The sequence below is a fragment of the Microbacterium sp. KKR3/1 genome, from assembly GCF_021272365.1.
GTDB classification, from domain to species: Bacteria; Actinomycetota; Actinomycetes; order Actinomycetales; family Microbacteriaceae; genus Microbacterium; species Microbacterium aurugineum.
Genome location: NZ_JAJSDW010000003.1, coordinates 181,919 through 206,116 on the forward strand (window position 1 = coordinate 181,919; position 24,198 = coordinate 206,116).

Annotated in this window: 28 protein-coding genes; 13 read left to right on the forward strand and 15 right to left on the reverse strand. The window is 68.4% G+C overall.

Annotation, left to right across the window (positions count from 1 at the left end; all coding sequences use genetic code 11):
- Window positions 1–156 precede the first annotated feature (156 nt).
- The 3 genes from LVJ59_RS15720 (at window position 157) to LVJ59_RS15730 (ending at window position 3,144) form a co-directional block, all read left to right on the forward strand.
- On the forward strand, window positions 157–1,101 hold the full coding sequence (locus LVJ59_RS15720; protein ID WP_232763727.1) for an NADP-dependent oxidoreductase: 945 nt from the start codon (window positions 157–159) through the stop codon (window positions 1,099–1,101).
- Window positions 1,102–1,177: 76 nt separating this feature from the next.
- On the forward strand, window positions 1,178–2,164 hold the full coding sequence (locus LVJ59_RS15725; protein ID WP_232763728.1) for a Gfo/Idh/MocA family protein: 987 nt from the start codon (window positions 1,178–1,180) through the stop codon (window positions 2,162–2,164).
- 2 nt (window positions 2,165–2,166) lie between these two features.
- The gene (locus LVJ59_RS15730) at window positions 2,167–3,144 is read left to right on the forward strand and encodes an NYN domain-containing protein (protein ID WP_131491551.1); all 978 of its coding nucleotides are present in this window, start codon (window positions 2,167–2,169) and stop codon (window positions 3,142–3,144) included.
- A 25-nt stretch (window positions 3,145–3,169) separates the two neighbouring features.
- On the opposite strand, the gene LVJ59_RS15735 is transcribed toward LVJ59_RS15730, so the two are convergent.
- The 7 genes from LVJ59_RS15735 to LVJ59_RS15765 form a co-directional block, all read right to left on the reverse strand.
- A complete protein-coding gene (locus LVJ59_RS15735) occupies window positions 3,170–4,177 on the reverse strand; it encodes a sugar phosphate isomerase/epimerase (RefSeq protein WP_131491550.1) in 1,008 nt (335 codons plus the stop codon).
- A 43-nt stretch (window positions 4,178–4,220) separates the two neighbouring features.
- The gene (locus tag LVJ59_RS15740; RefSeq protein ID WP_232763835.1) at window positions 4,221–5,072 is read right to left on the reverse strand and encodes a sugar phosphate isomerase/epimerase; all 852 of its coding nucleotides are present in this window, start codon (window positions 5,070–5,072) and stop codon (window positions 4,221–4,223) included.
- Between the two features lie 81 nt (window positions 5,073–5,153).
- Complete coding sequence (locus LVJ59_RS15745) at window positions 5,154–6,350, reverse strand: substrate-binding domain-containing protein (RefSeq protein WP_374199088.1); 1,197 nt, start codon at window positions 6,348–6,350, stop codon at window positions 5,154–5,156.
- Window positions 6,351–6,364: 14 nt separating this feature from the next.
- Window positions 6,365–7,402, reverse strand: coding sequence for an ABC transporter permease (locus LVJ59_RS15750; protein WP_232763730.1), 1,038 nt, complete (start codon window positions 7,400–7,402; stop codon window positions 6,365–6,367).
- Window positions 7,399–8,493 (reverse strand): ABC transporter permease, encoded by a 1,095-nt coding sequence (locus LVJ59_RS15755; protein WP_131491546.1) that lies wholly within the window; start codon window positions 8,491–8,493, stop codon window positions 7,399–7,401. The genes LVJ59_RS15750 and LVJ59_RS15755 overlap by 4 nt, the downstream gene beginning before the upstream one ends.
- The gene (locus LVJ59_RS15760; RefSeq protein ID WP_232763731.1) at window positions 8,490–10,013 is read right to left on the reverse strand and encodes a sugar ABC transporter ATP-binding protein; all 1,524 of its coding nucleotides are present in this window, start codon (window positions 10,011–10,013) and stop codon (window positions 8,490–8,492) included. Before LVJ59_RS15760 ends, LVJ59_RS15755 begins: the two co-directional genes overlap by 4 nt.
- Complete coding sequence (locus LVJ59_RS15765; RefSeq protein WP_232763732.1) at window positions 10,010–11,119, reverse strand: Gfo/Idh/MocA family protein; 1,110 nt, start codon at window positions 11,117–11,119, stop codon at window positions 10,010–10,012. Before LVJ59_RS15765 ends, LVJ59_RS15760 begins: the two co-directional genes overlap by 4 nt.
- A 114-nt stretch (window positions 11,120–11,233) precedes the next feature.
- On the opposite strand from LVJ59_RS15765, the gene LVJ59_RS15770 reads away from it, so the two are divergent.
- Window positions 11,234–12,430, forward strand: a complete 1,197-nt coding sequence (locus tag LVJ59_RS15770; protein ID WP_232763733.1) for an ROK family transcriptional regulator — start codon at window positions 11,234–11,236, stop codon at window positions 12,428–12,430.
- Window positions 12,431–12,461: 31 nt separating this feature from the next.
- Here LVJ59_RS15770 and LVJ59_RS15775 read toward each other — a convergent pair whose 3' ends face one another.
- A complete protein-coding gene (locus LVJ59_RS15775) occupies window positions 12,462–13,592 on the reverse strand; it encodes a Gfo/Idh/MocA family protein (RefSeq protein WP_232763734.1) in 1,131 nt (376 codons plus the stop codon).
- Window positions 13,592–14,398: a sugar phosphate isomerase/epimerase gene (locus LVJ59_RS15780; protein WP_232763735.1), complete on the reverse strand. Its 807-nt coding sequence runs from the start codon at window positions 14,396–14,398 to the stop codon at window positions 13,592–13,594. Before LVJ59_RS15780 ends, LVJ59_RS15775 begins: the two co-directional genes overlap by 1 nt.
- A 106-nt stretch (window positions 14,399–14,504) precedes the next feature.
- Here LVJ59_RS15780 and LVJ59_RS15785 point away from each other — a divergent pair, with 106 nt between their 5' ends.
- Genes LVJ59_RS15785 through LVJ59_RS15795 form a run of 3 tightly spaced genes read left to right on the forward strand, consistent with a single transcriptional unit; the run spans window position 14,505 to window position 16,790 of the window.
- On the forward strand, window positions 14,505–15,122 hold the full coding sequence (locus LVJ59_RS15785; RefSeq protein WP_232763736.1) for a TetR/AcrR family transcriptional regulator: 618 nt from the start codon (window positions 14,505–14,507) through the stop codon (window positions 15,120–15,122).
- 52 nt (window positions 15,123–15,174) lie between these two features.
- Entirely contained in the window at window positions 15,175–15,810 is a 636-nt protein-coding gene (locus LVJ59_RS15790) for a DUF4166 domain-containing protein (protein ID WP_232763737.1), read from the forward strand.
- Window positions 15,807–16,790, forward strand: coding sequence for an epimerase (locus LVJ59_RS15795; protein WP_232763738.1), 984 nt, complete (start codon window positions 15,807–15,809; stop codon window positions 16,788–16,790). The genes LVJ59_RS15790 and LVJ59_RS15795 overlap by 4 nt, the downstream gene beginning before the upstream one ends.
- Here the strand turns inward: LVJ59_RS15795 and LVJ59_RS15800 are convergent.
- The 3 genes from LVJ59_RS15800 to LVJ59_RS15810 all read right to left on the reverse strand — a co-directional run bounded on the left by LVJ59_RS15800 (window position 16,787) and on the right by LVJ59_RS15810 (window position 18,400).
- On the reverse strand, window positions 16,787–17,176 hold the full coding sequence (locus tag LVJ59_RS15800) for a PLDc N-terminal domain-containing protein (RefSeq protein WP_134351840.1): 390 nt from the start codon (window positions 17,174–17,176) through the stop codon (window positions 16,787–16,789). The two genes, LVJ59_RS15795 and LVJ59_RS15800, sit on opposite strands and share 4 nt — an antisense overlap.
- A gap of 70 nt (window positions 17,177–17,246) precedes the next feature.
- The gene (locus LVJ59_RS15805) at window positions 17,247–18,176 is read right to left on the reverse strand and encodes an aldo/keto reductase (protein ID WP_232763739.1); all 930 of its coding nucleotides are present in this window, start codon (window positions 18,174–18,176) and stop codon (window positions 17,247–17,249) included.
- A 29-nt stretch (window positions 18,177–18,205) separates the two neighbouring features.
- Complete coding sequence (locus LVJ59_RS15810) at window positions 18,206–18,400, reverse strand: helix-turn-helix transcriptional regulator (protein WP_227991723.1); 195 nt, start codon at window positions 18,398–18,400, stop codon at window positions 18,206–18,208.
- A gap of 130 nt (window positions 18,401–18,530) precedes the next feature.
- Here LVJ59_RS15810 and LVJ59_RS15815 point away from each other — a divergent pair, with 130 nt between their 5' ends.
- Genes LVJ59_RS15815 through LVJ59_RS15825 form a run of 3 tightly spaced genes read left to right on the forward strand, consistent with a single transcriptional unit; the run spans window position 18,531 to window position 19,969 of the window.
- The gene (locus tag LVJ59_RS15815) at window positions 18,531–18,905 is read left to right on the forward strand and encodes a helix-turn-helix domain-containing protein (protein ID WP_232763740.1); all 375 of its coding nucleotides are present in this window, start codon (window positions 18,531–18,533) and stop codon (window positions 18,903–18,905) included.
- Window positions 18,906–18,950: 45 nt separating this feature from the next.
- A complete protein-coding gene (locus LVJ59_RS15820) occupies window positions 18,951–19,346 on the forward strand; it encodes an ImmA/IrrE family metallo-endopeptidase (RefSeq protein ID WP_232763741.1) in 396 nt (131 codons plus the stop codon).
- 20 nt (window positions 19,347–19,366) lie between these two features.
- Entirely contained in the window at window positions 19,367–19,969 is a 603-nt protein-coding gene (locus LVJ59_RS15825; protein WP_232763742.1) for a GNAT family N-acetyltransferase, read from the forward strand.
- A 4-nt stretch (window positions 19,970–19,973) separates the two neighbouring features.
- On the opposite strand, the gene LVJ59_RS15830 is transcribed toward LVJ59_RS15825, so the two are convergent.
- Window positions 19,974–20,177, reverse strand: coding sequence for a hypothetical protein (locus LVJ59_RS15830; RefSeq protein WP_047519089.1), 204 nt, complete (start codon window positions 20,175–20,177; stop codon window positions 19,974–19,976).
- Between the two features lie 90 nt (window positions 20,178–20,267).
- Here LVJ59_RS15830 and LVJ59_RS15835 point away from each other — a divergent pair, with 90 nt between their 5' ends.
- Complete coding sequence (locus tag LVJ59_RS15835; RefSeq protein WP_232763743.1) at window positions 20,268–20,879, forward strand: flavodoxin family protein; 612 nt, start codon at window positions 20,268–20,270, stop codon at window positions 20,877–20,879.
- Here LVJ59_RS15835 and LVJ59_RS15840 read toward each other — a convergent pair.
- A complete protein-coding gene (locus LVJ59_RS15840) occupies window positions 20,851–21,387 on the reverse strand; it encodes a GNAT family N-acetyltransferase (protein WP_232763744.1) in 537 nt (178 codons plus the stop codon). The two genes, LVJ59_RS15835 and LVJ59_RS15840, sit on opposite strands and share 29 nt — an antisense overlap.
- Window positions 21,388–21,502: 115 nt before the next feature.
- Here LVJ59_RS15840 and LVJ59_RS15845 point away from each other — a divergent pair, with 115 nt between their 5' ends.
- Together LVJ59_RS15845 and LVJ59_RS15850 are read left to right on the forward strand one after the other, a co-directional pair.
- Entirely contained in the window at window positions 21,503–22,123 is a 621-nt protein-coding gene (locus tag LVJ59_RS15845; protein WP_232763745.1) for an RNA polymerase sigma factor, read from the forward strand.
- Window positions 22,110–23,228, forward strand: coding sequence for a hypothetical protein (locus tag LVJ59_RS15850; protein ID WP_232763746.1), 1,119 nt, complete (start codon window positions 22,110–22,112; stop codon window positions 23,226–23,228). The genes LVJ59_RS15845 and LVJ59_RS15850 overlap by 14 nt, the downstream gene beginning before the upstream one ends.
- 89 nt (window positions 23,229–23,317) lie before the next feature.
- On the opposite strand, the gene LVJ59_RS15855 is transcribed toward LVJ59_RS15850, so the two are convergent.
- Window positions 23,318–24,172: a formylglycine-generating enzyme family protein gene (locus tag LVJ59_RS15855; RefSeq protein WP_232763747.1), complete on the reverse strand. Its 855-nt coding sequence runs from the start codon at window positions 24,170–24,172 to the stop codon at window positions 23,318–23,320.
- Between the last annotated feature and the right edge of the window lie 26 nt (window positions 24,173–24,198).

Genomic DNA, 24,198 nt, shown 5'->3' on the forward strand with positions numbered 1-24,198 from the left:
GTATCGCCCCGTCCTGCGCACGCGATGTGAAGGAGATCTCCTGATCCGAAGGACCGATTCAGGCAAAGGCTCCTTCGAACCACGTGATCTCCTTCATCTCACGCGGCCGGGAGGCCGGGAGGCGCTCTCCGTGAAGGTCGCGGGTAGCCTGAACTCATGGCTCGCGCGATCGTGTACACCGAAATCGGCTCCCCGGACGTCCTGCACCTGATCGAGATCCCCGACCCGGTTGCGGCCCGCGGTGAGGTCGTCGTGCGGATCGAGGCGGCGGGTGTGAATCCGATCGACGCGAAGCTCCGCGGCGGCAAGCGGCCCTCTGCGCCGATCATCGAGCCGCGTCCGGTCGGCTTCGACGGCGCCGGGGTGATCGAGGTGCTCGGCGAAGGCGTCGACGATCTCCGGGTCGGCGACCGGGTGGCGATCCGAGACGGGGTCGGCACGTACGCCTCCGCACTCGCCGTCCCCGCGGAGAACCTCGCCCCTCTTCCGGACGCGGTCACGATGGCCGAGGGCGCCGCGATCGGCATTCCGGCAGGAACCGCCTACCAGGCCCTTCGCTCTCTCGATGTCGTCGCCGGCGACGTGCTTCTCGTGCACGGAGGCTCGGGGGCGGTCGGGCAGGCCGCCGTGCAGTTCGCCGTCGCCTGGGGCGCGACCGTGATCGCGACCGGAAGCCCCGCCCGCCACGACCAGCTACGCGACCTCGGCGCGCTCCCCGTGGCCTACGGCGACGGGCTGATCGACCGGATCCGCGACACCGCCACCTCCGCCGTCACGGTGGTGCTCGACTGTGCCGGCACCGACGAGGCGATCGAGACGTCCCTCGCGTTGGTGTCCGACCGCGACCGTATCGCGACGATCGTTCGAGGACCGGATGCCGCGTCGTTCGGCATCCGCGCCTTCTCCGGCGGCTCACCGGTGCCGCTCACCGACCAGGAGCTCGCATGGCGCGCCGAAGCGCTGCCTCAGACGATCGCGCGCCTGGAGACCGGGGACTTCACGGTCGAGCTCGGGCCGCAGTTGCCGCTTGCCGAGGCGGTGCGGGCCCATGAGCTCCTGGAGTCCGGCGCCGCCTCCGGAAAGATCATCCTGGTGCCGTAGGCGGGCCGCTGTCGATCGGGGCGCATGCCCGTGAAGAATGCGGCGTCGCGTCCGCGGCACCCCGTACGCTGAGACCATGACAGGTCTTCGGTGGGGAATCCTCGCGACCGGCGGTATCGCCGGCGCATTCGCGTCCGATCTGCGAACCGCGGGGCTCGACCTCGTGGCCGTCGGGTCCCGCTCGCAGGAGTCGGCTGACGCCTTCGCCTCGCGCTTCGACATCCCCCACGCCCACCCCTCGTACGACGCTCTCGTCGTCGACCCCGACGTCGACATCGTCTACGTCTCGACGCCGCACCCGATGCACCACGAGAACGCCCGGCTCGCACTCGAGGCCGGCAAGCACGTGCTGGTCGAGAAGGCGTTCACCCTGAACCGCGCCGAGGCCGAGGATCTGCAGGCACTCGCGGCCGAGCGGGGACTGCTCGTCATGGAGGCCATGTGGACGCGCTATCTGCCGCACATGGTGCGCATCCGCGAGCTCATCGCCGAGGGTGCCCTGGGCGACATCCGCGCGGTCAGCGCGGATCACACCCAGCTGTTGCCCACCGACCCGGCGCACCGGCTCAACGCCCTCGAGCTCGGCGGCGGTGCCCTGCTCGATCTCGGCATCTATCCGATCTCCTTCATCTGGGACATCCTCGGCGCTCCGACCAGCATCCGCGCCGTGGGTAGGCTCATCGACACGGGCGCCGATTCCGAGGTCGCGACCGTGATGACACATGAGGGCGGTGCGGTCTCCACCAGCCTCTCGTCGTCCCGGGCAGCGGGCCCCAACGTCGCGAGCATCCTCGGCACCGCGGCCCGCATCGACATCGACACGGTCTGGTACAGCCCGACCACGTTCCGCGTGATCCTCCCGGACGGCACGGTGCAGGAAGAGTACGTCTCCTCGGTCACGGGCCGCGGCATGCAGTATCAGGCTCATGCCGCCGAGCGCCTGGTGCGCGACGGGATCCTCGAAGGCGACATCCTGCCGATCGCCGAGAGCGTCGCGATCATGGGCGCGCTCGACGAGATCCGTGCGCAGATCGGCGTCCGCTACCCCCGTGAGGAGGCCTGATCATGGCCGAGACCACCGATGCCCGCGTCGCCGTCTATCTCGACTTCGACAACATCGTCATCTCCTGGTACGACCGCGTGCACGGGCGCAACGCCTATGGCAAGGACCGGCAGCGCATCACCGAGAACCCGAACGATCCGGAGGTCGTCGACCGTCTCGGCCGCGCGATGATCGAGGTCGGGGCGATCATCGACTACGCCGCGTCTTTCGGCACACTGGTGTTGACGCGCGCATACGCCGACTGGTCGTCGCCGGTGAACGCCGAATACCGCTCGCAGCTCGTGGCCCGCGCGGTCGACCTCGTGCAGCTCTTCCCTGCCGCCGCCTACGCCAAGAACGGCGCCGACATCCGGCTCGCCGTCGATGCGGTCGAAGACATGTTCCGGCTGCCCGACCTCACGCACGTCGTGATCGTGGCGGGTGACAGCGACTACGTGCCGCTCGCGCAGCGCTGCAAGCGGCTCGGTCGCTACGTGATCGGGGTCGGGGTGTCGGGCTCGACCGCGAAGTCGCTCGCGGCGGCCTGCGACGAGTTCGAGTCCTACGACTCGCTGCCCGGAGTCGTGCGCCCCGTCAAGACCACTCCCCCGCCTGTCGCGGCGAAGGCAGAAGCCGTGGTCGAGGCCACCGCCGATGCCGCCGACACTGCCGAGGCGAGCACCGATACGGCCAAGGCCAAGACCCCGCGCCGGGCCAAGTCGAAGGCGGCGGCCCCTGCTCCGACGAAGATCGATGAGCAGGGCGAGGCGACGCAACTGCTCGAGCGCGCCCTCCGCCTCGGTCACGACAAGGCGGATGCCGACGAATGGCTGCACAGCTCCGCAGTGAAGACGCACATGCGCCGCATGGACCCGTCGTTCAGCGAGAAGGCGCTCGGCTACCGGTCGTTCTCCGACTTCCTGAAGTCGCGCGACGACATCGCCGAGCTGGAGGAGACCGGACACGAGCGTCTGGTCCGCCTCCGCGAGCCCGCCGTCTGACAGCGCGCGGGCTCCGCCGAGTTCGTCACTGGTTGCGAAACGCCGCGTCGAAAGACGCCGCAGGAGGCGGCCACAGCAGGGAGCGCACGAAGCCGAGCGCTTCGGCCGCTCCGTGCAGACGATCCATCCCGGCGTCCTCCCACTCGATCGAGATCGGACCGCCGTAACCGATGGCGTCGAGGGCGCGGAAGGCGTCCTCCCAGGGCACATCCCCATGCCCGGTGGAGACGAAGTCCCATCCCCGTCGCGGGTCTCCCCACGGGAGATGCGAGCCGAGCACCCCGGCCCGACCGTTGTGCGGTCTCATCCGGGTGTCCTTGCAGTCCACGTGGTAGATGCGGTCCGCGAAGTCGACGATGAACCCGACCGGATCGATGTTCTGCCACATCATGTGCGACGGATCCCAGTTGAATCCGAACGCCTCACGGTGATCGATCGCCTCGAGAGCACGCACACTCGACCAGTAGTCGTAGGCGATCTCCCCGGGGTGCACCTCGTGCGCGAACCGCACGCCCTCACCGTCGAAGACGTCGAGGATCGGATTCCACCGTTGCGCGAAATCCTCGAATCCACTCTCGATCACGGATGCCGGCACCGGCGGGAACATCGCCACGTAGGGCCAGATCGATGAGCCGGTGAACCCGACCACCGTATCGACGCCGAGCTTGCGTGCGACGCGGGCCGCGCGCTTCATGTCCTCGGCAGCGCGTTGCCGCACCCCCTCCGCATCACCGTCGCCCCACACGTGATCGCGCAGGATCGCCTGGTGACGGAAGTCGATCGGCGCATCGCACACCGCCTGTCCGGCGAGATGATTCGAGATCGCGAAGACCTCGAGTCCGTGGCGATCGAGGATCTCCTTGCGCGAGGCCAGGTAGGCGTCGTCCTCGTCGGCTCGGCGCAGATCGAGGTGGTCCCCGGAAGCGGCGACCTCGAGACCGTCGTAGCCCCATCCCGCCGCGAGACGCGCGACCTCCTCGAAGGGCAGATCAGCCCATTGGCCGGTGAACAGGGTGACCGGGTGGCTCGTCATGGATACTCCTTCGTATCGTTGCGGGCGTGTCGCGTGTCGGTGGTCAGGCTCCGAAGGCTCGGAGGGCGGCGATACTGCGGGAAGCGAGTTCGTCCTGGCTCGGGGCGAGTGGGCGCCAGACGGAGGCAGCGACCGCGATCGTGGCGTTCTCGCCGGTGAAGCTCTCCAGTCCGAGCGGACCTCGATAGTCGGCGTCGTCGAGCGCCTGAAGAATGCCCGGCCAGTCGGCGTGGTCGTCACCGACGGCGCCGCGGTCGGTGCCGCAGACCTGCACGTGCGCGATCGCCGACCCCGCAGCGCGGATCGCATCGGCCGGCTGCTTCTCCTCGATGTGGAGATGGTAGGTGTCGAGTGCCAGACCGACACCGGCGCCGAGCAGCGGGCTGAGCGCGTCGAGACTCTGCTCGACCGTGTTGAGCACACTCGTCTCGTAGCGGTTCAGAGGTTCGACGGCCAGCGTCACTCCCCTGTCGGATGCCTCGTCAGCGACCACCGCGAGGTTCTCGCGCACCTCAGCGACCACCGCGCGGCGCTCATCGGCGTCCATCCGCCAGGCGACTCCGGTCGGCGCGTAGAACGGTCCGGCCACCACGTCGGCGCCGACCGTCGTCGCCGCCGCGATACACGCACGAAGATAGTCCTGAGTGGCCCCGACATCGCCGACGCGGGCGACCAGCGAGCGACCGGGCCCCATCGCGCCGACCACGATCGCACCGAGTCCCCCCGCGTCGAGCACATCGCGAGTCCGCTCAGGGTCCCAATCGCCGACGTTCTCGAGCGGCAGCTCCAGAGCGTCATAGCCGAGGTTCGCGGCTTTGCAGGCGAGTGGTCCGAGAGTCGCATCCGTCAACGGAGACGTCCACACCCAGGTGTTGACGGCGATCGTGCGGGGCATCGTTGTCCTCTTGCTCATGACCGTGTTCTCCCACCCTCCCATTCCGCGGATGCGGAGCGGAAGGGCGGGAGAGCACATCGGTTACGGGATCTGCCGTTCCTGCCAGACGGTGGGGTAGCCGGGAAGGTTCTCCCCGCCGAACTTGGCGTAGTGGCCGTCGGGCATGCCCTCGTTGGCTTCGAGGTAGTCGTCGAGCTCGGGCGCCGTGATCGGCTTCTGCGGGAGCACCCACTCCTTCGGGACCTCTTCGCCGGCGAAGATCATCTGCGCGGCGAGGAGCGGGGTACGCCACTGGAAGTTCGAGTACACCGGGGCCAAGCCCGTGAGACCCGTGTCCTTCCACTTGCGCAGGAAGCTCATCTCGTCTTCACCCGTCATGACGGGGTAGTCCGCGCCGGCGTCTTCGAACGCCTCGATGGCCGCGACCGCTCCGTCACCGGCGTCCATCCAGATGCCGTCGACATCTCCCTTGGCCAGCTCGTCACTGATGATGCTCTTGATCTCAGCCGGGTCCGCGCCCGTGAAGTGGTCCACGGCGTCGATCCCCGCCTCGTCGAACAGCTTCTTCGCTCCAGCCCAGCGGTGCTCGAGCACGTCCACGCCCGGGAGGATGCGCAGTGCCACGACCTTGTCGCCCTCTTCGAGGTTGTCGATCAGGAACTCGGCGGTGTCGATACCCCAGGCGAAGCCGCCGATCGGGTGGATGAAGGTGACAGGGCAGTCGGTGTTGACGCCGCGGTCGAAGACCACGACCGGCTTGCCCGTCTCACACGCCCGCTCCACGGCCGGGGTCATGGCCGCCGTGCTGTTGGGCGAGATCAGGAACACGTCGCAGTTGCCCTCTGAGATGAAGTAGTCGATGTCGGCGATCTGCGTGTCATCGGAGTCCTGCGCGTCGCGCGTCTCCATCTCGCTGATCGCTCCGTCGGCCTGCAGCGCCTTCAGCTGTTCGTTCATCGTGATCCAGCCGGTCTGGCGCCACGGGTTCGAGATCGACGCGTTGGCGAAGCAGGCCTTCTTGGCCCCTTCGGCGGCAAACTCGGAGGTGTCGACCATCTCTGCGTTGATGTACTGCAGATAGGGTTCGTCGGCGGGACCCTGCGGATCGACGCCGCGCTCCTCGTCCTGCTTGTCGAAGAGCTCCTGATCGAACCACTCCGTCGTCTCCGCTGCCGCATCGGGGTTCTCCGAGTCGGCCGGCGCCACGGACGGGTCGGTCGTGCACCCGGCGAGCGCGATGAGGCCGAAGAGAGCCACCCCTGCGGTGGCGATCTTCATTGATCGTCGCATTGTTAATCTCCTCTGGTTTCTGTGTGGATGGTGCTGGTGGAAAGGGGTTCTGCGGGAGGGACATCGGAAGACTGCGGACTTCGTCGCCGGCGGGCACGGAACGCGACGGCGGAGTAGGCGACGGCGGCGATGATGATGACGCCCTGGACAGCGTCTCGGAGCGTGGACGGGACCCCTGCGATGTTGAGCAGCATGAACAGGGCCTCGAGGGCGAAAGCTCCGGCGACGGCACCGACGATCCAGCCGCGACCGCCGCCGAGGACCACTCCGCCGAGCACGACCGCCGTGATCGCCGTGAATTCGTAGCCGCGACCGACCGACGGGTGCACACCTGCGTAGCCGACGAGGAGTACCGCCGACAGCGATGCCGACAGCGACGAGATGATGAAGGCACGCGTCGTCGCCCAGGCCCGACGCGCTCCGGCGTAGTCGACCGCGACCGCGTTGTCGCCGACGGCGATGAGCGTCTTTCCCAGCGGACGCTTCGTGATCCAGATGCCCAGCGCCAACCAGACGATCAGCAGCAGCACCGCCCACGGGATGAAATCGAGGAACGGCACGTCGCGGATCCCGCCACGACCGATCTCCCGGAAGCTGTCGGCGGGATTGCCCGTGGCCGCGCCTCCCGTCCACCACATGACCCCGCCGAGGAGGGCGAGCATCATTCCGAGGGTGACGATGAACGAAGGCACCTTGAGCCGGGTGGTGATCAGTCCGTTGACGAGCCCGACGGCCACGGCGAACACGATCATGAGCAGCAGCACCGGAATCGTGCGGGCGTCGTCCTGCCCGACCAGATTCCCGGCGATGATGACCTGTGCCGTGATGAGCGATCCCTGCGACAGATCGAACTCGCCGGCGATGATCACGAAGTACTGGCCGATCGCGACGATGGCGATCGGTGCGACCCGCTGGAGGAACCGCATGAACTGTCCCGGTTCGGCGAAGCTCGGGTTGAGGATCGTGACCGCCACGAGCAGGATCGCCAGCAGCAGGAACACCGCCCCACGGGGGCTGACGAGTGTGCGCAGCGTATTCATGCGCGCCCTCCTTGCGAAGCGGAGCCGGCATCGGGAGTGGTCTCGACGAGCTGCGATGCGGCCGCGGCCATCTCCGCGTCCGCAGCCTTCGCGGCGTCATCACCGCCGGTCCGTGTACCACCGGCGCCGAATCGCGGGCGCCGTCGGATGATCGAACGACGGCTGTACACGGCGACGGCGGCCACGATCACGATGCCGCGGACGACATCCTTGAAGAACGGATTGACCTGCATCACGCTCATCACGTTGTCGACGACGGCCAGGATCGCGACGCCGCCGATCGTGCCCCAGACCGAGCCGCGCCCGCCGAGCAGGAGCGTGCCGCCGAGGACGACCGCCGCGATCGAGAGGAGCGCGTAGCCACCCTGCTGGCCCACCGTGGGGCTGCCGACGCCGAGCCGGCTGGCGAGGAGCAGACCCGCGAGTCCCGCGAAGACCGAGCACAGGACGTGGGCCCAGATGAGCGGCATCCGCGTGCGGACTCCCGAAAGTCGGGCGATCTCGGGGTCGCCGCCGACGGCGAAGAGGTGGGCGCCGGTGCGGGTGCGATTGAGCAGGATCCACACCACCACGGCCAACGCGATCATGATGAGCGTCGAAACCGGGATCGGGCCGAGTCCGGTGGCGCCGATGAGCTGGAAGGCCCAGGGGACGTCGCCTGCCGAGCCCTCGAAGTTCGTGTTCAGGATGCCCTGCAGGATGAGACCGACGCCGAGAGTGGCGATGAAGCCGTTCACCTTGAGGACGGTGACGATGAGACCGTTCGCGAGCCCGATGCCGGCGCACACGAGGAGCGTGACGACCACGGCGAGAGGGATGTTCCCCGGGTTGCCGTTCATCGTCGTGGCCGCCAGCAGGCTCGACAGGCTGATCACGTAGGTGACGGAGAGATCGAGCGATGCACCGATCACGACCAGCGTCTGCCCGATGGCCACGAGCCCGAGGACGCTCATCCCGGTCAGGATGTCCCGGATGTTGCCGGGACTGAAGAAGTTTCGCCCCACCGTCGCGACGAGGATCGCACCGACGATGAGCACGAGCAGGAGAATGGCGAGGACGATGACGGTCGAGTCGACCCGCAGACGCTTCATCGCGTACCCCCGTCCCCTGCGTTGTCGGAATCATTCGCACCCGTCGCCGCCCCGAGGATCTCGTGCTCCGCAGAGCCCGCGGGGAGTTCGGCGACGAGCTCGCCGTCGTGCATCACGAGGATCCGATCGCTCATCCCGATGACCTCCGGCAGTTCGCTCGACACCATCAGCACGGCCTTCCCCTGCGCTGCGAGTTCGCGCATGAGCTGGTACACGGCGTATTTCGCCCCCACATCGATGCCGCGGGTCGGTTCGTCGAAGAGGACGATCTGCGGTTGGGTGAGCAGCCACTTCGCCAGCACGACCTTCTGCTGGTTGCCGCCCGAGAGGAAGCGCACTTCCTGATCGACGCCCCGAGAGCTGACTTCGAGCGAGGTGAGGACGCCGGGCACCTCGCGACGGGACGCCGTCGTCCGGCCCGCGAAGACGCTGCGCACGACCAGAAGGGCGTTGTCGAGGACCGATTGGCCGAGCGCGAGCCCCTGCGCCTTGCGATCCTCGGACACGAGGGCGAGTCCGGCGCGGACCGCAGCCCGCGCACCGGTGATGCGTGCCGGTTTCCCGTCGATCCGCATCGAGCCCCGGGTGAACGCCTGGATGCCGAAGATCCCTTCCACGAGTTCGGTGCGACCGGACCCCTGGAGACCGGCGATGCCGACGATCTCCCCGGCACGCAGCGTGAGCGACACCCCGTCGACGTAGGCGTTGCCGCACCCGTCCAACTCCAGCCGTGGCCGGCCCACGACCGTTCCCTCGAGCGCATCGGGGAAGTACGACTGGATCGACCGCCCGACCATGCGCCGGACGAGTTCATCGGTCGTGAGCGCCGCGGTGTCGTCGGTCGAGACGAGAGCACCGTCCTTGAGGATCGTGATGCGGTCGCAGAGATCGAAGATCTCCTTGAGCCGGTGCGACACATAGATCACGGCGACCCCACGGGAGGTGAGCCGGCGGATGATCGCGTACAACAGCTCGACTTCGCGGTCGCTCAGCGCGGCGGTCGGTTCATCCATCGAGATGACCCGGGCGTCGAAGGAGAGCGCCTTGACGATCTCGACGATCTGCTGTTCGGCGACGGTGAGGGAACCGACACGCGCGGACGGCTCGATGAACGAGACGCCCAGGTCGGTCAGCAGGGCCTCGGTCCGCGTGTGCATCTCCCGCTGGTCGACGAAGCCGCCGCGGCGGGGCTCGCGCCCGAGATAGACGTTCTGCGCGACGGTGCGCTCGGGCAAGAGGGTGAATTCCTGGAAGACTGTCACGATGCCGGCATCCATCGCCTGTCGGGGGTGCGCGTGGTGCACCTCTTCTCCGCGGTAGGAGATCGTCCCCTCGTCGGCCGGCTGCACCCCCGCGATGATCTTCATGAGGGTCGACTTCCCCGCGCCGTTCTCACCGACGAGACCGTGCACCTCTCCTGGCCGCACATCGAAGTCGATACCGCTGAGCACTTCGACGCCGTAGAACGACTTGCGGATACCCTCCACCCGCAGCACGGGGTCGGTCGTGGTCGCGATCATGCCGTCGCCTTCACCCATCGTCCGCCCTGCGCCGCCGAGTCGAGCACCGCTTCCGTCAGCACCGCCGACCGGAATCCGTCAGCGAATGTGGGGAGTCCGTCGGGCTGTGCACCGGCGATGGCCGCATAGACGTCGGCGACGAAACCGTTGAAGGCGTCCTGATAGCCCATCGCGTGGCCGGCGGGGACCCGCTGGAGTCGCGCCGAGTCGGCGACGGATGACGCGGGGTCGCGCAACAGCGACCGGGATTCCTCACGCATGCCGATCCAGAGCTCCTCGGGTCGTTCCTGCTCGAAGCGGAGGGTCTGCTGCGAGCCGTGGAGTTCGAGGGTGAGGGCGTTCTTGCGGCCTGCCGCCATCTGCGAGATGAGGAGCGTGCCCAGGGCACCGGACTCGGTCTCGACGAGAAGGGCGACGATGTCCTCGGTGTCGACCGTCTGCCCCGATCGCTCGGAGAACACGCGTCGGGTGCGGGCGCTCAGCGTGCGGATCCGCTCGCCGGCCACGAACTCGACGAGATCACACAGGTGCGAGCCGATGTCTGCGAAGGCTCGGGACGCACCCCCGGACTCGGAGCGCACCCGCCAGTCGTCGTCGCTCGGCAGGAGCATCCAGTCTTGAAGATACGAGCAGTCGAGGGTGAGCAGATCACCGGCGTCACCGCGGGCGATCCGCGCTCTCGCCTCGCGCACCATCGGGTGGTAGCGGTAGATGAAGGGCACAGCGGCCACTCGACCCCGAGCCTGAGCGGTCTCGGCGAGAATCCTGGCGTCCTGCGCGGTCGTGGCGAGCGGCTTCTCGCACACGACGTGCTTCCCGGCGTGGAGTGCTCGGAGCGCGAGGTCGGCATGTGTGGCGTTCGGGGTGCAGATGTGGACGACGTCGATGTCTGTGGCCTCGAGCACGCCGGCCGCATCGCTCTCCGCCCTCTCCGCGCCGAGGGCGTTCGCCGCATCGCGCCCTCCTGCCGCGGATCGGGTGGCGACCGCGCGCAGTTCTCCTCCGGCGTCGCGGGCCGCGGTGCGATGCACGCGGGCCATGAACCCTCCGCCGAGGATCCCGGTTCGGATCGTCCCGAGACCGGTGTCAGTGACATCCGTTGTCATGTCGCCGATTCTGACACAGAGCTTCCAACTTTTGCTACCCCATCGTCAAAAGTCGTAGAATCCAAATCAGAAGCCGATCGCCGAAAGGCCGAAGTGCTGTGGTTTACTGACGCCATGGTTGACGTTCTGAGGCCGGCTCCGGCGATCTCCTCCGGTGCGGGCGAGATCTTCCAGATCCTTCGCGACGGCCATGCCAGAACCAAAGCCGAACTCGCCGCGCTCACCGGACTCGCCCGCTCCACGGTCGCCCTGCGCGTGGATGCGCTCCTCGCTGCCGGGCTCCTGCGTCCCGCCGGCGAGGCGGCATCGACCGGAGGGCGCCCGCCCGCCCGAGTCGGCTTCAACCCCCGTGCCGGTCTCGTCCTGGCGGTGGACCTCGGCGCGACGCACGCCACGGTGGCCGTGGCAGACCTGGCCGGGGTCATCCTCGACTCCCGCACGCGCACGATCGACATCGGCGACGGGCCCGAGAGGTTGCTCGACACCATTCTCACCGATGGCGGCGAACTCCTCAGGGCCACGAGCGACGAGGGACTCCCCCTGGTCGGCGTCGGCATCGGGGTGCCCGGACCGGTGGAGCACTCCACCGGTCGACCGACCAATCCGCCGATCATGCCCGGATGGGACCGATTCGACGTTCCGGCCTACGTGCAGCGGACTTTCGACGTGCCGGTGCTGGTCGACAACGATGTGAACATCCTCGCTCTCGGCGAGCAGGCGACGAGCTGGCCACAGGTCGACGACCTGATCTTCGTGAAGGTGTCCACCGGTATCGGTGCCGGCATCATCGCGGGTGGTCAGCTGCAGCGCGGCGCGCAGGGTTCCGCGGGCGACATGGGGCACGTCCAGGTCCCGAGCGGTGCCGGATCGACCCGCGAGCCGGATGACGACCGCGACCTCGAGGCCCTCGCCAGCGGGTCCGCCCTGGCGATCGCCCTCCGTGCGGAAGGACTCGACGCCCACAGCCCCGCGGATGTCGTCGCCCTCGTGCGATCGGGGAACACCTCAGCGATCGAAGCGACGCGTCAGGCCGGCCGTCATGTGGGCGAGGTTCTCGCCACCGTCGTCAACCTCCTGAACCCGTCGATCATCGTGCTGGGTGGCAGCATCGCACGCGCCGGAGAGCATCTCCTCGCCGGCGTCCGAGAGATCGTCTATCGTCGATCGATCCCCCTCGCGACCCAGCATCTGGCGATCGTGCAATCGCAGGCGGGTGATCGCGCGGCTGTGTTGGGCGCCGCGATCATGGTCGCTCGGGAAGTCCTCTCGCCGGCGAGCGTCGACCGCTACGTGGCGGCGAAGGCGCGGTGACTCGCACCGTCGCCGCCACGGGCGGTGCCCGTCAGAGCGTGGCTTCGAACGGATCGAAGTCCGCGGCGAGCGCACCGACCTGACCGGCGGAGCTCTCCACGGAAACGAAGCTGCGCGATGCCGCGGCCTCCTCGATCGACAGGAGCGTGTCCAGCACGTGGTAGCCGAACTCCCCCGTGGCGACGTGCGGGCGACCGGCGGCGATTGAACGCGCCATGTCGAGCAGCCCGAGGCCGCGCCCGGAGAGCACGCCTTCCTGCGCGACGTCGATGACCTCTTGCTGGACCGGCTCCGGGGGGACGAACAGGCGGGTGAGCGGTCGGGTGATCGTGATCGCGCCACCGAACGTATTGGGATCGGGGATCACGATCGTGCCCTCGGTGCCGGTGATCTCGACGATTCCCTGTCGCAGCATCGGCGAATCGGTGCTGTACAGGCTCTGGGCCTGACCGCCCTGCTCGAAGTCCATCAGGACGCTGAGCGTCGAGGGGATCTCGACCGGGAACTCCTGCCCGGCGAGCTCGCCGACCTGAACGCGCCGCGTCGGCGATCCCTGCAGCCCGAGAGCCGCGACCGCAGCCACCGAGCCGAAGACATGCACGAGCGTCGAGACGTAGTACGGCCCCATGTCGAGCAGGGGTCCGCCGCCCTTGGCATAGAGGAACGCCGGATTCGGGTGGAAGATCTCCGGCCCCTGCCACTGGAACGTGGTCTGACCGAACAACGGCCGCCCGATGTCACCGCGCGCGATCGCCCGTTTCGCCGTCTGCACCCCCGGGCCGAGCACGGTGTCCGGAGCCACGCCGACGCGAAGGTCCGCGGCCTGCGCCCTCTCGAGCAGCCGATGGGACTCCTCCCGACTGACCCCGATCGGCTTCTCGGTCCAGACGTGCTTGCCCGCGGCGATGATCGCCTCGGAGACCTCGACGTGCGACGCAGGGATCGTGAGATTGACCACGATGTCGATGTCGGGGTCGTCGAGCACCACGTCGACCCCACCGAAGCGCGGGACGCCGTACTTCTCGGCCTGCGCCTTCGCCCGCTCCTCGAGGAGATCCGCGACCGCGAGGACGCGGACGTCCGGGAAGGTGGTGAGGTTCGACAGGTACTGATCGCTGATGTTCCCGGCACCGATGATGCCGACACCCACGGGGCCCGCCATCAGCCGGCGACCTTCTCATCGAGGTAGACCCGGCTGCGCTCGATCGCGTCGAAGAGCTCCCCCTCGTAGTGGTCGAACTCGACGATGGCGAGTTCGAGCGCCGGGGCCGCAGCGATGGCCTCGACCAGCGGCACGGCGCCGTCCCCCGCGGCCACCTGGTCGGCGGGAGGGTACGCACCGGCGAGCGCCGGGTCGAGGGTGCCGTCCTTCGCATGCACCGCGATCACCCGGTCCCCCAGACGCTCGAGCAGCGCGACCGGGTCGACGCCCCCGCGCGCAACCCAGTAGAGGTCGACTTCGAGGACCACGCGCTCATCGAGGAGTCCGGCGAGGACCTCGAGCCCGGTGACGCCGTCGAAGACCGCCTCCAGCTCGTGAGCGTGGTTGTGGTATCCGACGCGCACGCCGACACCTGCACCGATCTCGGCGGCCGCGTTCAGCAGCCGTGCGGTCTCCTCGATCTGCTCGACCGACTCCCAGCGCGCGGGCTCGGTGTAGGGATCGATGACCGTGCCCATGCCGAGCACCTTCGCAGCCTCGAAGACCTCGGCGGGAGTCGGGACCGGCACCGTGGTGCCGCTGCCATCCGGATTCACGAACGACTCCGAGGCGAGGAACGCGTGCCCCGACGGCGCGGTCAGGCCCGCGGCCGAGAGCGCCGCGGCGAGGGGCTCGGCACGCCGGACGAAGTCGTACGGCTCGACGGCGGTGAAGCCGCGAGCGGCGACGGCCGCGAGCGAACCGTCGAGGTCGGCCTCCAGCTCGTCCTTGATCGTGAACAGCTGGAGGGAGGTCTGGATCGTCATCGTCGTGCTCCTTCGGTCTTCGGCGACGGAGGGGTCGCAACCCCTTGGCAGGCACGCTATCACCAAATACCTCCACTCGGAAGTTTTGGTTCGCTAGACTCCTCTCATGGCCGCCGATACGCCCGAGCGCTCTGCGCCTCCCCGCCCGCGCGGCGCCTACGCCAAGGGGATCGCTCGACGACAGGAGATTCTCGATCGCGCCATCGAGGTCTTCGCCGAACGCGGCGCCGACCGCACGAGTCTGCGCGCCATAGCCCGTGAAGTCGGGGTCACGCACGCCGCCCTCACGCACTATTTCGGGTCGCTGGAGGAGCTCCTCGTCGCGGTCTACGAAGAGAGCAACGCGCCGGGTCGGCAGGCCGGCTCCCCACCGGAAGACGCGACACCGGTCGAGATGATGATCGAGTCGGCGCGCACCAACCGCGCCATCCCGGGACTCGTGCAGCTGTACTCGACGCTCGTCGCCTCGGCGCTCGAAGAAGGGCACCCCGCTGCTCGCACGTTCGCCACGGGGCGTTTCACGCGGCTCCGTGCACGGCTCGCCGAGACCGTCCGACAGCAGCAGGCGGAAGGGCGGATTCGCGCGGATGTCGACGCGGACGCTGTCGCCGCACTCGTCGTCGCCGCCTCCGACGGCCTGCAGACGCAGTGGTTGCTGGACGAGTCCGCCCCACAGCATGAAGCGCTCGCGCTCCTCGACCGCCTGCTGCGTCCGACAGACTGAACGCCCGGAGCCGTCGGACGGGACCCGCCGACCATCGAGTTAGGCTCGAGGGGTGACGCTCGTGCCGCAGTCCCCGTACGCCCGGGCCCTCGGTGAACGGATCGACGAGCTGCACCCCCGCCTGCGCTCCTACTTCGCCGCGATCCCCGACGGCGCGGTCGGCATCGGCGAGGGCGTGTTCCAGCGGGTCGGCACTCCCCGTCGCTGGCTCTGGCCTCTGCTGCGCCCCCTCGAACACCGCGGCGTGGTCGCCTCCGGGTGGGAGCACGACGTGCCTTTCCACATCGAGAACCGCACGGTCGCCTCACGCGCCATCGGGGAACGTACCTTCCGTTTCGCCCGAGGAACGTGGGTGATGCGCGATGCCGTGGCCCTCACGCAGCGCGGGCGCGTGGTCGACGAACTCGGAGAACCCGGCCTCATCGCCGCGTGCTTCGACGTCGAGACGAAGGACGGCGCGCTCCGGCTCACCAGCACGGCTGTCGGGGTGCGTCTCGGACGGCTCCGGCTTCGCATCCCGCGCCTGATCTCGCCGACCATCCGCCTGACCGAGCGCTTCGACGACGCCCTCGACCGCCAGCGTGTGAGCCTCACCGTCCACGTTCCCCTGATCGGCCGCGTGTACGAGTACCGGGGCCACTTCCGCTATCGCGTCGAGCCGGCCACCACGAAGGAGCAGACCGCATGAGCACAGACGACGTCAGCACGGGACGGGTCGTCATCGGCGGGTCCACGGGGTTCATGGGGACCTATCTGGCTCCGCGCCTCCGCGCCGCAGGTCGCGAGGTGGTGACGATCTCGCGCTCGGGCGCCGACATCCGGTGGGGTGACCAGGTCGAGATCGATCGCGCGGTCGACGGCGCGACCCTGGTGATCGGCCTCGCCGGCAAGAGCGTCAACTGCCGCTACACGCCCGAGAACCGGGCCGAGATCTTCCGCTCACGACTCGACACCACGGCCTCCGTGCGCACCGCGATCGCGCGGGCCACGACGCCTCCCCCGCTGTGGGTGAACTCCTCGACCGCCACGATCTACCGGCACGCCGAGGACCGCCCGATGACCGAGTCCACGGGCGAGATCGGCACCGGCTTCTCCGTCGAGGTCGCGAAGGCGTGGGAACAGGCACTGTTCGCCGAAGAGCTCCCGGCCACACGTCGGGTCGCTCTGCGCAGCACGATCGTCCTCGGTCACGGCGGCGTGCTCGAACCGTTGAAAACCCTCACACGCCTCGGCCTCGGCGGTCCGCAGTACGACGGGCGCTGGCCGGTGAGCGCCGCTCGCCGCGCGGCAGGAACGGGACATTTCCCCGGGGCACGCAGAGGTCGTCAGCGCTTCAGCTGGGTGCACATCGAAGACGTCGCCCGCATCATCGACTTCCTCGAGCGGACGCCGGCACTGGAGGGACCGGTCAACGCGGCCGCTCCGCATCCCGTCGACAACGTCGAGTTCATGGCGACCGTGCGCCGCGTGCTGGGCGCTCGGATCGGTCCGCCGATGCCCCGCTGGATGCTGGAGCTCGGCGCCATCGGCATCCGGACCGAGACCGAGCTGGTCCTGAAGAGCCGATGGGTGCTCCCCGAGAAGCTCACCGCCGCCGGGTTCGAGTTCCGTCACCCGCAGCTGGAGGAAGCGATCCGCGAATCGTTCGACCGCCCGCACGCCGCCTAGGAGGTCGAGCCGACGGATCCTGACGGGGCTTCGCCGTCGCGTCGGCGCTTCTCGATCTCTTGCCGAAGACGCCATTCCTCGATTTCACGGTCGAGATCGGCGATCTGCTCCTCCGTGGTCCGCCGATCCACCGGCGGGGCCGGTCGCACATCGGTCTGCGGCGAGGACCTTTCCGCTCGCCGCATCCGCGGGATCGGGATGCCCGAATCGCCGTACTCGCGGCCGATCGCGAACCACAGTGCGCTTCCGATGAGCGGCAGCAGGATGACGATGATGATCCAGACCATCTTCGGCAGGTGCTTCACCTGCGAGTTGTCGCGGGTGATGATGTCGATCAGCGCACCGATCATCAGGGCGATGACGAGGAGCGAGAACAGGAACGGCATGAACTCAGGGTAGACGACGCCGGGCCGTCTCGCCCCGCCGGCTACCGCCCGGATCCCCTGCCTCGAACGGCTACGGCAGCAGGTGCCCGGCCGCGCGGAACAGTTCGTACCACTCGGGCCGCGTGAGCACGACGTCGGCACCTGCCGCCGCATCGTGCACCCGCTGCGGCGTCGTGGTCCCGAGCACGACCTGCATGCCGGCCGGATGCCGGGTGATCCACGCGGTCGCGATCGCGATCGGTGTCACGCTGTGCGCTGCCGCGAGACGATCGATCACGGCGTTCAGCTCGGGGTACTCGGGGTTGCCGAGGAAGACACCGTGCGAGAATCCGTCTTGGAACGGCGACCACGCCTGGATCGTGATGCCGTTGATCCGGCAGTACTCCACGAGACCTCCGCCGTCGCGGACGACGCTCTGCTCGTGGCCGGCCATGTTCGCCGCCACCGGTTGCGCGAGCAGGGGCGCATGGGTGAGCGACAGCTGCAACTGGTTCGCGACCAGCGGTTGCCGGACTGCCGTGCGGAGAAGGTCGATCTGCCGCGGCGTGTGGTTAGAGACGCCGAACGCCTTCACCTTGCCCGCGGCTTCGAGGTCGTCGAACGCGCGAGCGACCTCTTCGGGTTCGACCAGGATGTCGGGGCGGTGGAGCAGCAGCACATCGAGACGATCGGTGCGCAGCGCCGCCAGAGACCCCTCGACCTGACCCACGATGTGCTCGTAGGAGAAGTCGAACATGCCCTGCGCCGGCACGATGCCGCACTTGGTCTGCAGCACGATCTCATCGCGCTCGGATGCGCTGAGCTGCAACGCGTCTGCGAAGCGCGCCTCGCAGTGGTGCATGCTCCCGCCGTAGATGTCCGCGTGATCGAAGAAGTCGATGCCCGCGTCTCGCGCCGCCGCGTACAGCGTCCGGACGTGCGCATCGTCTTTGTCGTGGATGCGCATCATGCCGGCGATGACGGCGGGAGCGGTGGTGGATCCGAAAGGCACGGTCTTCATGCGGACCACGCTACTCCGCACGACCGACTTCACCCATCGTCGGCGGCCGACGCCGGCAGAAGCGCGGTCACCGTCACCTCCAGCACCTCGGCGATGGCCGCCAGATCGACCACGGTGAAGTCCACCTTCGCGTCGAGGAGATTCGCCAACCTGCTCGTGCCGATCCCCGAGCGGTGTGCCAGGTCTGCGAAGGCCACGCCGGCGTGCAGACGTGCTCCTTCCACTTCGTATGCCAACAAATGACGCAGATCTGTCCCCATACGCCTACGCTACCGCTCCGCACGGACACTCACCGCCGCCGAGTGAACCAGAATGGCAGCATTCTGGCTTCAGAGCGCTGCTATCGTGAGCCGGGTGAAGACAGCTGCCGAGGAGTTCAACGAAGCCGTGGGCCGCCAGATGCGCGCGGAGATCGCCGCCTCCCGGAGCAGCATCGCCGCGATGGCTCGCGGGATCGGGATCGCACGCAGCGCCCTCGACAACTACGTCACCGGCAAGCGCGCGATCCCCATTCCGGTGGTCTACTCCGTCTGCGCCACGCTCGGTGTCGATCCCCACGTGCTGCTCGCCCGTGCGGAGGAGCGACTCCGCGCGGACGGCGAACCCACCGCCCGCATCACGCCGCTCCGCCGCACACCCGATGTCACCGGTCCACGCGAAGATAGCCGCGAAGTCGCCTTCGAATCCCGCGTCCGCCACGACGCCGACTCGGACGACCTCTACGACTGATCCGGCCATCAGGGGCCGGCACGGACCGGGACGAGGAGGAGCATCATGCAGCACCTCGTCCGCCTCGCCGAGCAGCGGCGCTTGCGCATCGTCGAACGCCCTGGCCGCACCCGGGGTGGCTTCAACCCCGAGACACGCACGATCCGCCTCGCGCCGGGGATGAGCGGCCGAACGATGCGCAGCGTCCTCGCGCACGAACTCGGCCACGCCTACCTGGGGCACCTTCCCACTTCGGCTCCCGTGCTCCGCGCACAGCAGGAACGTCGCGCCGATGAGTGGGCGGCGCGCCAGCTCATCACCTCGCGCGCCTACGCCGAGGCCGAAGCCGTCCGCGGCCCGCACCTCGCCAGCCTCGCGTTCGAGCTGGGCGTCACGGTCGAGCTGGTCGCCGCGTTCCAGCGCTTGCTGAGCGAGGGCGCCGTCCCGCTCGCGGTCTCCTGACGCGCTGGTTGAATATCCTCATGGCTTTCCTCGTCGCTCCCGCCCCTGTCATCCTCACCGGAGAACTCGTCGAGCTTCGTCCGCTCGCACGCTCGCACGTCGACGGCCTCATCGACGCGGTGCAGGAAGGCGACCTGTGGAAGACGGCGTGGTACACCTCGGTTCCCGCGCCGGATGGGGTCGCCGCCGAGGTCGAACGGCGGATGGGACTCATCGACAAGGGCGAGATGGTGCCCTTCACCGCCTTCGACGCCGCGGGCCGCATCCTCGGGCTCACCTCGTACTACGACATCGTCGCGGATGTCCCGCGGCTGCACATCGGCTACACCTGGAACCGGCCATCCGCGCACGGGACCGGCACGAACGCGGAGTCGAAGCTGCTGTTGCTCCGTCACGCGTTCGAGTCACTCGGGGCGTTCCGTGTCGGGCTCACCACACAGTGGGTGAACTTCCAGTCCCGCGCGGCCATCGAACGACTCGGGGCCAAACAGGACGGCGTGATGCGCGCGATGAGCCGCTATCGCAACGGCGCGTTGCGGGACAGCGTGGAGTACTCGATCATCGAGCCGGAATGGCCCGCCGTCAGGGCGAACCTCGAGGCGAGACTCGCCAAGCGGCGGTGAGGGGTCACTCGGTGGGGTTGCCCGACCAGTTCTTCGACCGGCGGGTAGCCGAACCGCCCTCGCGGAGCATGAACGCCATGGCCAGAGTCACCAGCAGGAGGCCGCCGCAGAACGCGAGCGCCTGGAACGCCGGCAGCCCGAACGAGATGCCCATCAGCAGGATTCCTCCGATGAAGAGGATCATGAAGAAGAGGAAGCTGAGGATCACGGGATCTCCTGTCGTCGGTGCCGTTTACCAGGATAGCCCGGACACGGGAAGCCCCTGTGCACCCGCCGTCGATTCTGGTCTGCTCGGAGCATGAAGACACCACTCTCCGCGGTCGCCGTCTCCTGCACGCTGAAGCCGTCGCCCGCTGCCTCCAGTTCCGACCTGCTCGCGACCCAGGTGCTCGACGCCCTCGCCGCGCACGGCGTCACCGGCGACCTCGTCCGCGCGGTCGACCTCACCCTGAGTCCCGGCGTGGAGAAGGACATGGGCGGCGACGACGAGTGGCCGAGCATCCGACGGCGTGTGCTGGACGCCGACATCCTCGTCTTCGTCACCCCCACCTGGATGGGACAGCACTCGAGCATCGCCCAGCGCGTGCTCGAGCGGCTCGACGCCGAGCTCGGCGAGACCGATGCCCGCGGCAGGCCGACCCTGTTCGACAAGGTCGCCGTGGCCGGCATCGTGGGGAACGAGGACGGGGCTCACCACATCGCGGCGATCCTGTTCCAGTCCCTGAACGACGTGGGTTACACGATTCCCGCCCAGGGCTCGGTCTACTGGAACGGCGAGGCCATGCACACGACCGACTACAAAGACCTGGAGGAGACTCCGGAAAAGGTCGCGTCGGCGATCAGCACGGCCGCGCGCAACGCCGCCCACCTCGCGAGGGCGCTCAAGGCCCAGGAGTATCCGGCGGGCTGACCTCTGACGTGCTGGTGAGTGGCAGCACCCACTCGTTCATGGTCAGCTCCGCGCCGCGGAACCGCTCGGTGACGGTCCCCGCCAAGGTGAAGCCGTTGCGCCGGCAGACCCCGTTCGACGCCGCATTCCCGACCTCGGGGAAGGCAGTCAGGAAGCGCCGGCCCGCTCGATGCGCACGAGCGTCGTCGACGACGAGCGCCAAGGCGTTCGACGCCACCCCGCGTCCTTGCGCTTCGGGCAGGACGAACCATCCGCTCTCCAGTGCCGGCTCCTTCCGCCACTCCACGTGCCAGTGGCCGATCGATCCGAGCGCCGAGCCCCGGGCGTCCTCGATCACGAACATCCGCGCCTCACCGGCCTCAACCAGACGCAGATAGCGGGCGTGGCGCTCCGTGATCTGGTCTTCGGTCTCCGGGCCGCCCAGATGATCGGTCATCGCCGGGGTGTTCGCGGCGTGCATCAGATCGAGGTCGTCTTCCGACCAGAGCCGGAGTCGCAGGGGATCCATCCCCGGATGATCGCAGGCGCCTCCGACATCAGCGCCTCGTCCGCGCGCTAGCGTGAGTCGCATGGGCGAGGGGCCACCGATGGAACCGAATCGCGCCGAGTGACGGATATCCAGTGTGACCAACGACAACGACATCATCCGCGAATCGATCCGGGCTGCGGAGAGGTTCTCCGAGATATTCGAACGACATATCGAGGTGGTCTCGGCCTATGTGGCCCGCCGCGTCGGCCCAGCCGCCAGCGACGACATCGTGAGCGAGACCTTCCTCATCGCGTTCCGCAAGCGCAGGCACTTCGATCTGGATCGCACGTCCGCGCTCCCCTGGTTGATGGGCATCGCGACGAAAGTGCTCAGCCAACACCGCCGAGCCCAGGCTCAGCACTGGCGTGTGCTACAGGCGGCCTTCGCCCACAGCGACCCGATCGCTCCGGACGATCACGACCGGTCATCCGCTCAACTCGACGCGGCGGAGGCGATCGAACGCCTCTATCCACGGATTGCCGCGCTATCGACTCGTGACCGCGAAGTCCTTTTCCTGCATGCCTGGGGCGACCTCACCTACGAGCAGATCGCGACCGCGTTGCGCATCCCCGTCGGCACGGTCCGATCGCGATTGAGCCGTATCCGGGCGAAGCTCGCGGCACCCCCACCGTCGCCGGAGGCTGACCACGCGCCTCGTCCCGCGACCACACACATCCGACTCGCTGAGAAAGAGATCATCCATGGACATCCTTGACACGGTGCGCGAGATGAAGCCCACCTACGCCACCTCGTCGCAGGCTCCGCGACGTGCGCTCCACCGGGAGATCGGTCGTACCCGACGTCGCCCCGTCGGACGCGTCGTGGCGGTATCGGTCGGTGGCACTGCGGTGGCCGCCGTTGCCGTCACGGCCTCCCTCTTGATCCCACCAGGGGTCGTCGGCGTGCCGCAAGCCGCCTCCGCTTCGACGTACCTGAACGAGACCGCAGCCTCGATCCGTGACGCCGTCGTCCAGCCGATGCAGGTGACCATCACCACGCATCACCTGGGGATGATCGGCGGCCCGAACGAGAAGTTCCTGCCCTTCGGGAGTTTCCGAACGGGAGCGACCGCCGCTGTCGTCACGGAGGCGAGCGACACGTACGTGAGCAACACGGACCACACGTACTCGCAGACGTCGCACACGGAGCTCCACGCCGCGGCGCAGTACGGCGACGAGTCGGCGGTCGAACGAGCGTGGACTTCCTACTACGGCTCGGAGTATCCGATCGGTGCGGCGCCCGCGACTTCCACCGAAGTCCTCGAATACGAAGCAGCGCTCGAGTTCCTCCCCGTTTCCCCGTCTGATTTCCCCGCCGATCCCGCAGCCTTCCTCGCCGCATGGGAGGAAGGACTGGAAGCGAAGTTGGTCGCAGAGAAGGCAGAAGCGGCCAAGATGCCCCAGGACGGCGAGCCCGAGAACAACGGCCTGTACGAGAGCATCGAGGCCGAGTACGCGGTGCCTGCCGCCGAGCACATGCTCAACGCGCTCGGACACTCCGTCGTCATCCTGACCGCGTCAGCGGAGTACCGGGCGACCTTCCTCGAAGCCCTCGCTCTCGCCGGGGGGATCACGGTCGAGGAGGGCTCCTCAGCGAACAAGGTGCTCGGCTACGAGACCGACGACGCCCGGTTCCGCTTGACCGTCAACCCTGAGGACGGAGCGATCGTCAAGATCGAGAAGTTCCTCCTTCGCGCCCTCCCGGAGCTCTGGAACACGCACACGAAGGACGACCCGCTCGTCGACGTCGGGTCTGCTCCGTTCCTGCCCGCGAACGTGCCGGACTTCTCCGCTTCCTTCACGTCGCTGCCGCTGGGCTGATCACGCGAAAGCCCCCGGCCCGCCGCTCGACGTGAGCTGCGGGGCGGGGGCTTCGTGGTGACCGACGACCCGGCTTCCTCGCACCGCTCCTACACCGCGACGGTACGGAAGCCGAGGTTGCCAGACGTCGATTCCGGGGCGCTCGCGCTGCGCGCGGACACGCGATAGCGGTTGCAATACGACTCGTGGCAGAGGTGCGAGCCGCCACGCATGACGCGGAACTCGCCCGTCGCAGGGCCGATCGGATCTCGTGAGGACGACCGCGCGTAGTAGTCGGCGGCGAACCAGTCCTGACACCACTCCCAGACGTTGCCCGCGACATCGTGCAGCCCATACCCGTTCGCGGCGAATGAGCCGACCGGCGAGGTCCCGACGAAGCCGTCATCCCCCTCGTCTCTGAGAGGGAATCGGCCCTGCCAGATGTTGCAGCGGTGCTCGCCCGCGGGTGTGAGCTCATCTCCCCAGGCATAACGTGCCCCGGATAGGCCGCCTCGCGCCGCGTACTCCCACTCAGCCTCGGTGGGCAGACGCCGTCCGGCCCACAGGCAGTAGGACACGGCGTCGGAGAACGCGACGTGCGTGACCGGGTGGTCACCTCGGGCGTCCCCCGATCTCGGGCCGGCCGGATGCCGCCAACTCGCGCCGGCGACCTCCGACCACCACGGGGCAGCAGAGGATCGACCGAGGATCGCCTCCCCCGCAGCCACGAAAGCGTGGAACACTGCGGAACCCCCGAGACGCTCCGCGAGCGTGACGTAGCCGGTGGCCTCGACGAAGCGCGCGAACCGATCGACGGTGACGGGTGCGGCATCGATGCGGAAACTACTCACCTGCACCTCGTGCACGGGACGTTCGCCGTCGCCGGGGTATCCCTCGTCGAGCGCATCGCCCATCGCGAATGCCCCTGCCGGAACCTCGCGCTCGTCGACCGGGCCGGGGCGCAAGGCCGATAGCCGCAGCGGCCGGGCGG

What these genes read in the sequence shown, in the direction of transcription:
- LVJ59_RS15775 (WP_232763734.1), bottom strand. Translation starts at nt 13,592, where the DNA reads ATGGCGGGCCCCGTGGGTGTCGGCATCATCGGTGCCGGGAACATCAGC.
- LVJ59_RS15750 (WP_232763730.1), bottom strand. Translation starts at nt 7,402, where the DNA reads ATGAATACGCTGCGCACACTCGTCAGCCCCCGTGGGGCGGTGTTCCTG.
- LVJ59_RS15730 (WP_131491551.1), top strand. Translation starts at nt 2,167, where the DNA reads ATGGCCGAGACCACCGATGCCCGCGTCGCCGTCTATCTCGACTTCGAC.
- LVJ59_RS15805 (WP_232763739.1), bottom strand. Translation starts at nt 18,176, where the DNA reads ATGAAGACCGTGCCTTTCGGATCCACCACCGCTCCCGCCGTCATCGCC.
- LVJ59_RS15785 (WP_232763736.1), top strand. Translation starts at nt 14,505, where the DNA reads ATGGCCGCCGATACGCCCGAGCGCTCTGCGCCTCCCCGCCCGCGCGGC.
- LVJ59_RS15760 (WP_232763731.1), bottom strand. Translation starts at nt 10,013, where the DNA reads ATGATCGCGACCACGACCGACCCCGTGCTGCGGGTGGAGGGTATCCGC.
- LVJ59_RS15770 (WP_232763733.1), top strand. Translation starts at nt 11,234, where the DNA reads ATGGTTGACGTTCTGAGGCCGGCTCCGGCGATCTCCTCCGGTGCGGGC.
- LVJ59_RS15840 (WP_232763744.1), bottom strand. Translation starts at nt 21,387, where the DNA reads ATGGATCCCCTGCGACTCCGGCTCTGGTCGGAAGACGACCTCGATCTG.
- LVJ59_RS15820 (WP_232763741.1), top strand. Translation starts at nt 18,951, where the DNA reads ATGCAGCACCTCGTCCGCCTCGCCGAGCAGCGGCGCTTGCGCATCGTC.
- LVJ59_RS15745 (WP_374199088.1), bottom strand. Translation starts at nt 6,350, where the DNA reads ATGAAGATCGCCACCGCAGGGGTGGCTCTCTTCGGCCTCATCGCGCTC.
- LVJ59_RS15755 (WP_131491546.1), bottom strand. Translation starts at nt 8,493, where the DNA reads ATGAAGCGTCTGCGGGTCGACTCGACCGTCATCGTCCTCGCCATTCTC.
- LVJ59_RS15825 (WP_232763742.1), top strand. Translation starts at nt 19,367, where the DNA reads ATGGCTTTCCTCGTCGCTCCCGCCCCTGTCATCCTCACCGGAGAACTC.
- LVJ59_RS15735 (WP_131491550.1), bottom strand. Translation starts at nt 4,177, where the DNA reads ATGACGAGCCACCCGGTCACCCTGTTCACCGGCCAATGGGCTGATCTG.
- LVJ59_RS15725 (WP_232763728.1), top strand. Translation starts at nt 1,178, where the DNA reads ATGACAGGTCTTCGGTGGGGAATCCTCGCGACCGGCGGTATCGCCGGC.
- LVJ59_RS15740 (WP_232763835.1), bottom strand. Translation starts at nt 5,072, where the DNA reads ATGCCCCGCACGATCGCCGTCAACACCTGGGTGTGGACGTCTCCGTTG.
- LVJ59_RS15795 (WP_232763738.1), top strand. Translation starts at nt 15,807, where the DNA reads ATGAGCACAGACGACGTCAGCACGGGACGGGTCGTCATCGGCGGGTCC.
- LVJ59_RS15835 (WP_232763743.1), top strand. Translation starts at nt 20,268, where the DNA reads ATGAAGACACCACTCTCCGCGGTCGCCGTCTCCTGCACGCTGAAGCCG.
- LVJ59_RS15720 (WP_232763727.1), top strand. Translation starts at nt 157, where the DNA reads ATGGCTCGCGCGATCGTGTACACCGAAATCGGCTCCCCGGACGTCCTG.
- LVJ59_RS15765 (WP_232763732.1), bottom strand. Translation starts at nt 11,119, where the DNA reads ATGACAACGGATGTCACTGACACCGGTCTCGGGACGATCCGAACCGGG.
- LVJ59_RS15800 (WP_134351840.1), bottom strand. Translation starts at nt 17,176, where the DNA reads ATGCCGTTCCTGTTCTCGCTCCTCGTCATCGCCCTGATGATCGGTGCG.
- LVJ59_RS15780 (WP_232763735.1), bottom strand. Translation starts at nt 14,398, where the DNA reads ATGACGATCCAGACCTCCCTCCAGCTGTTCACGATCAAGGACGAGCTG.
- LVJ59_RS15850 (WP_232763746.1), top strand. Translation starts at nt 22,110, where the DNA reads ATGGACATCCTTGACACGGTGCGCGAGATGAAGCCCACCTACGCCACC.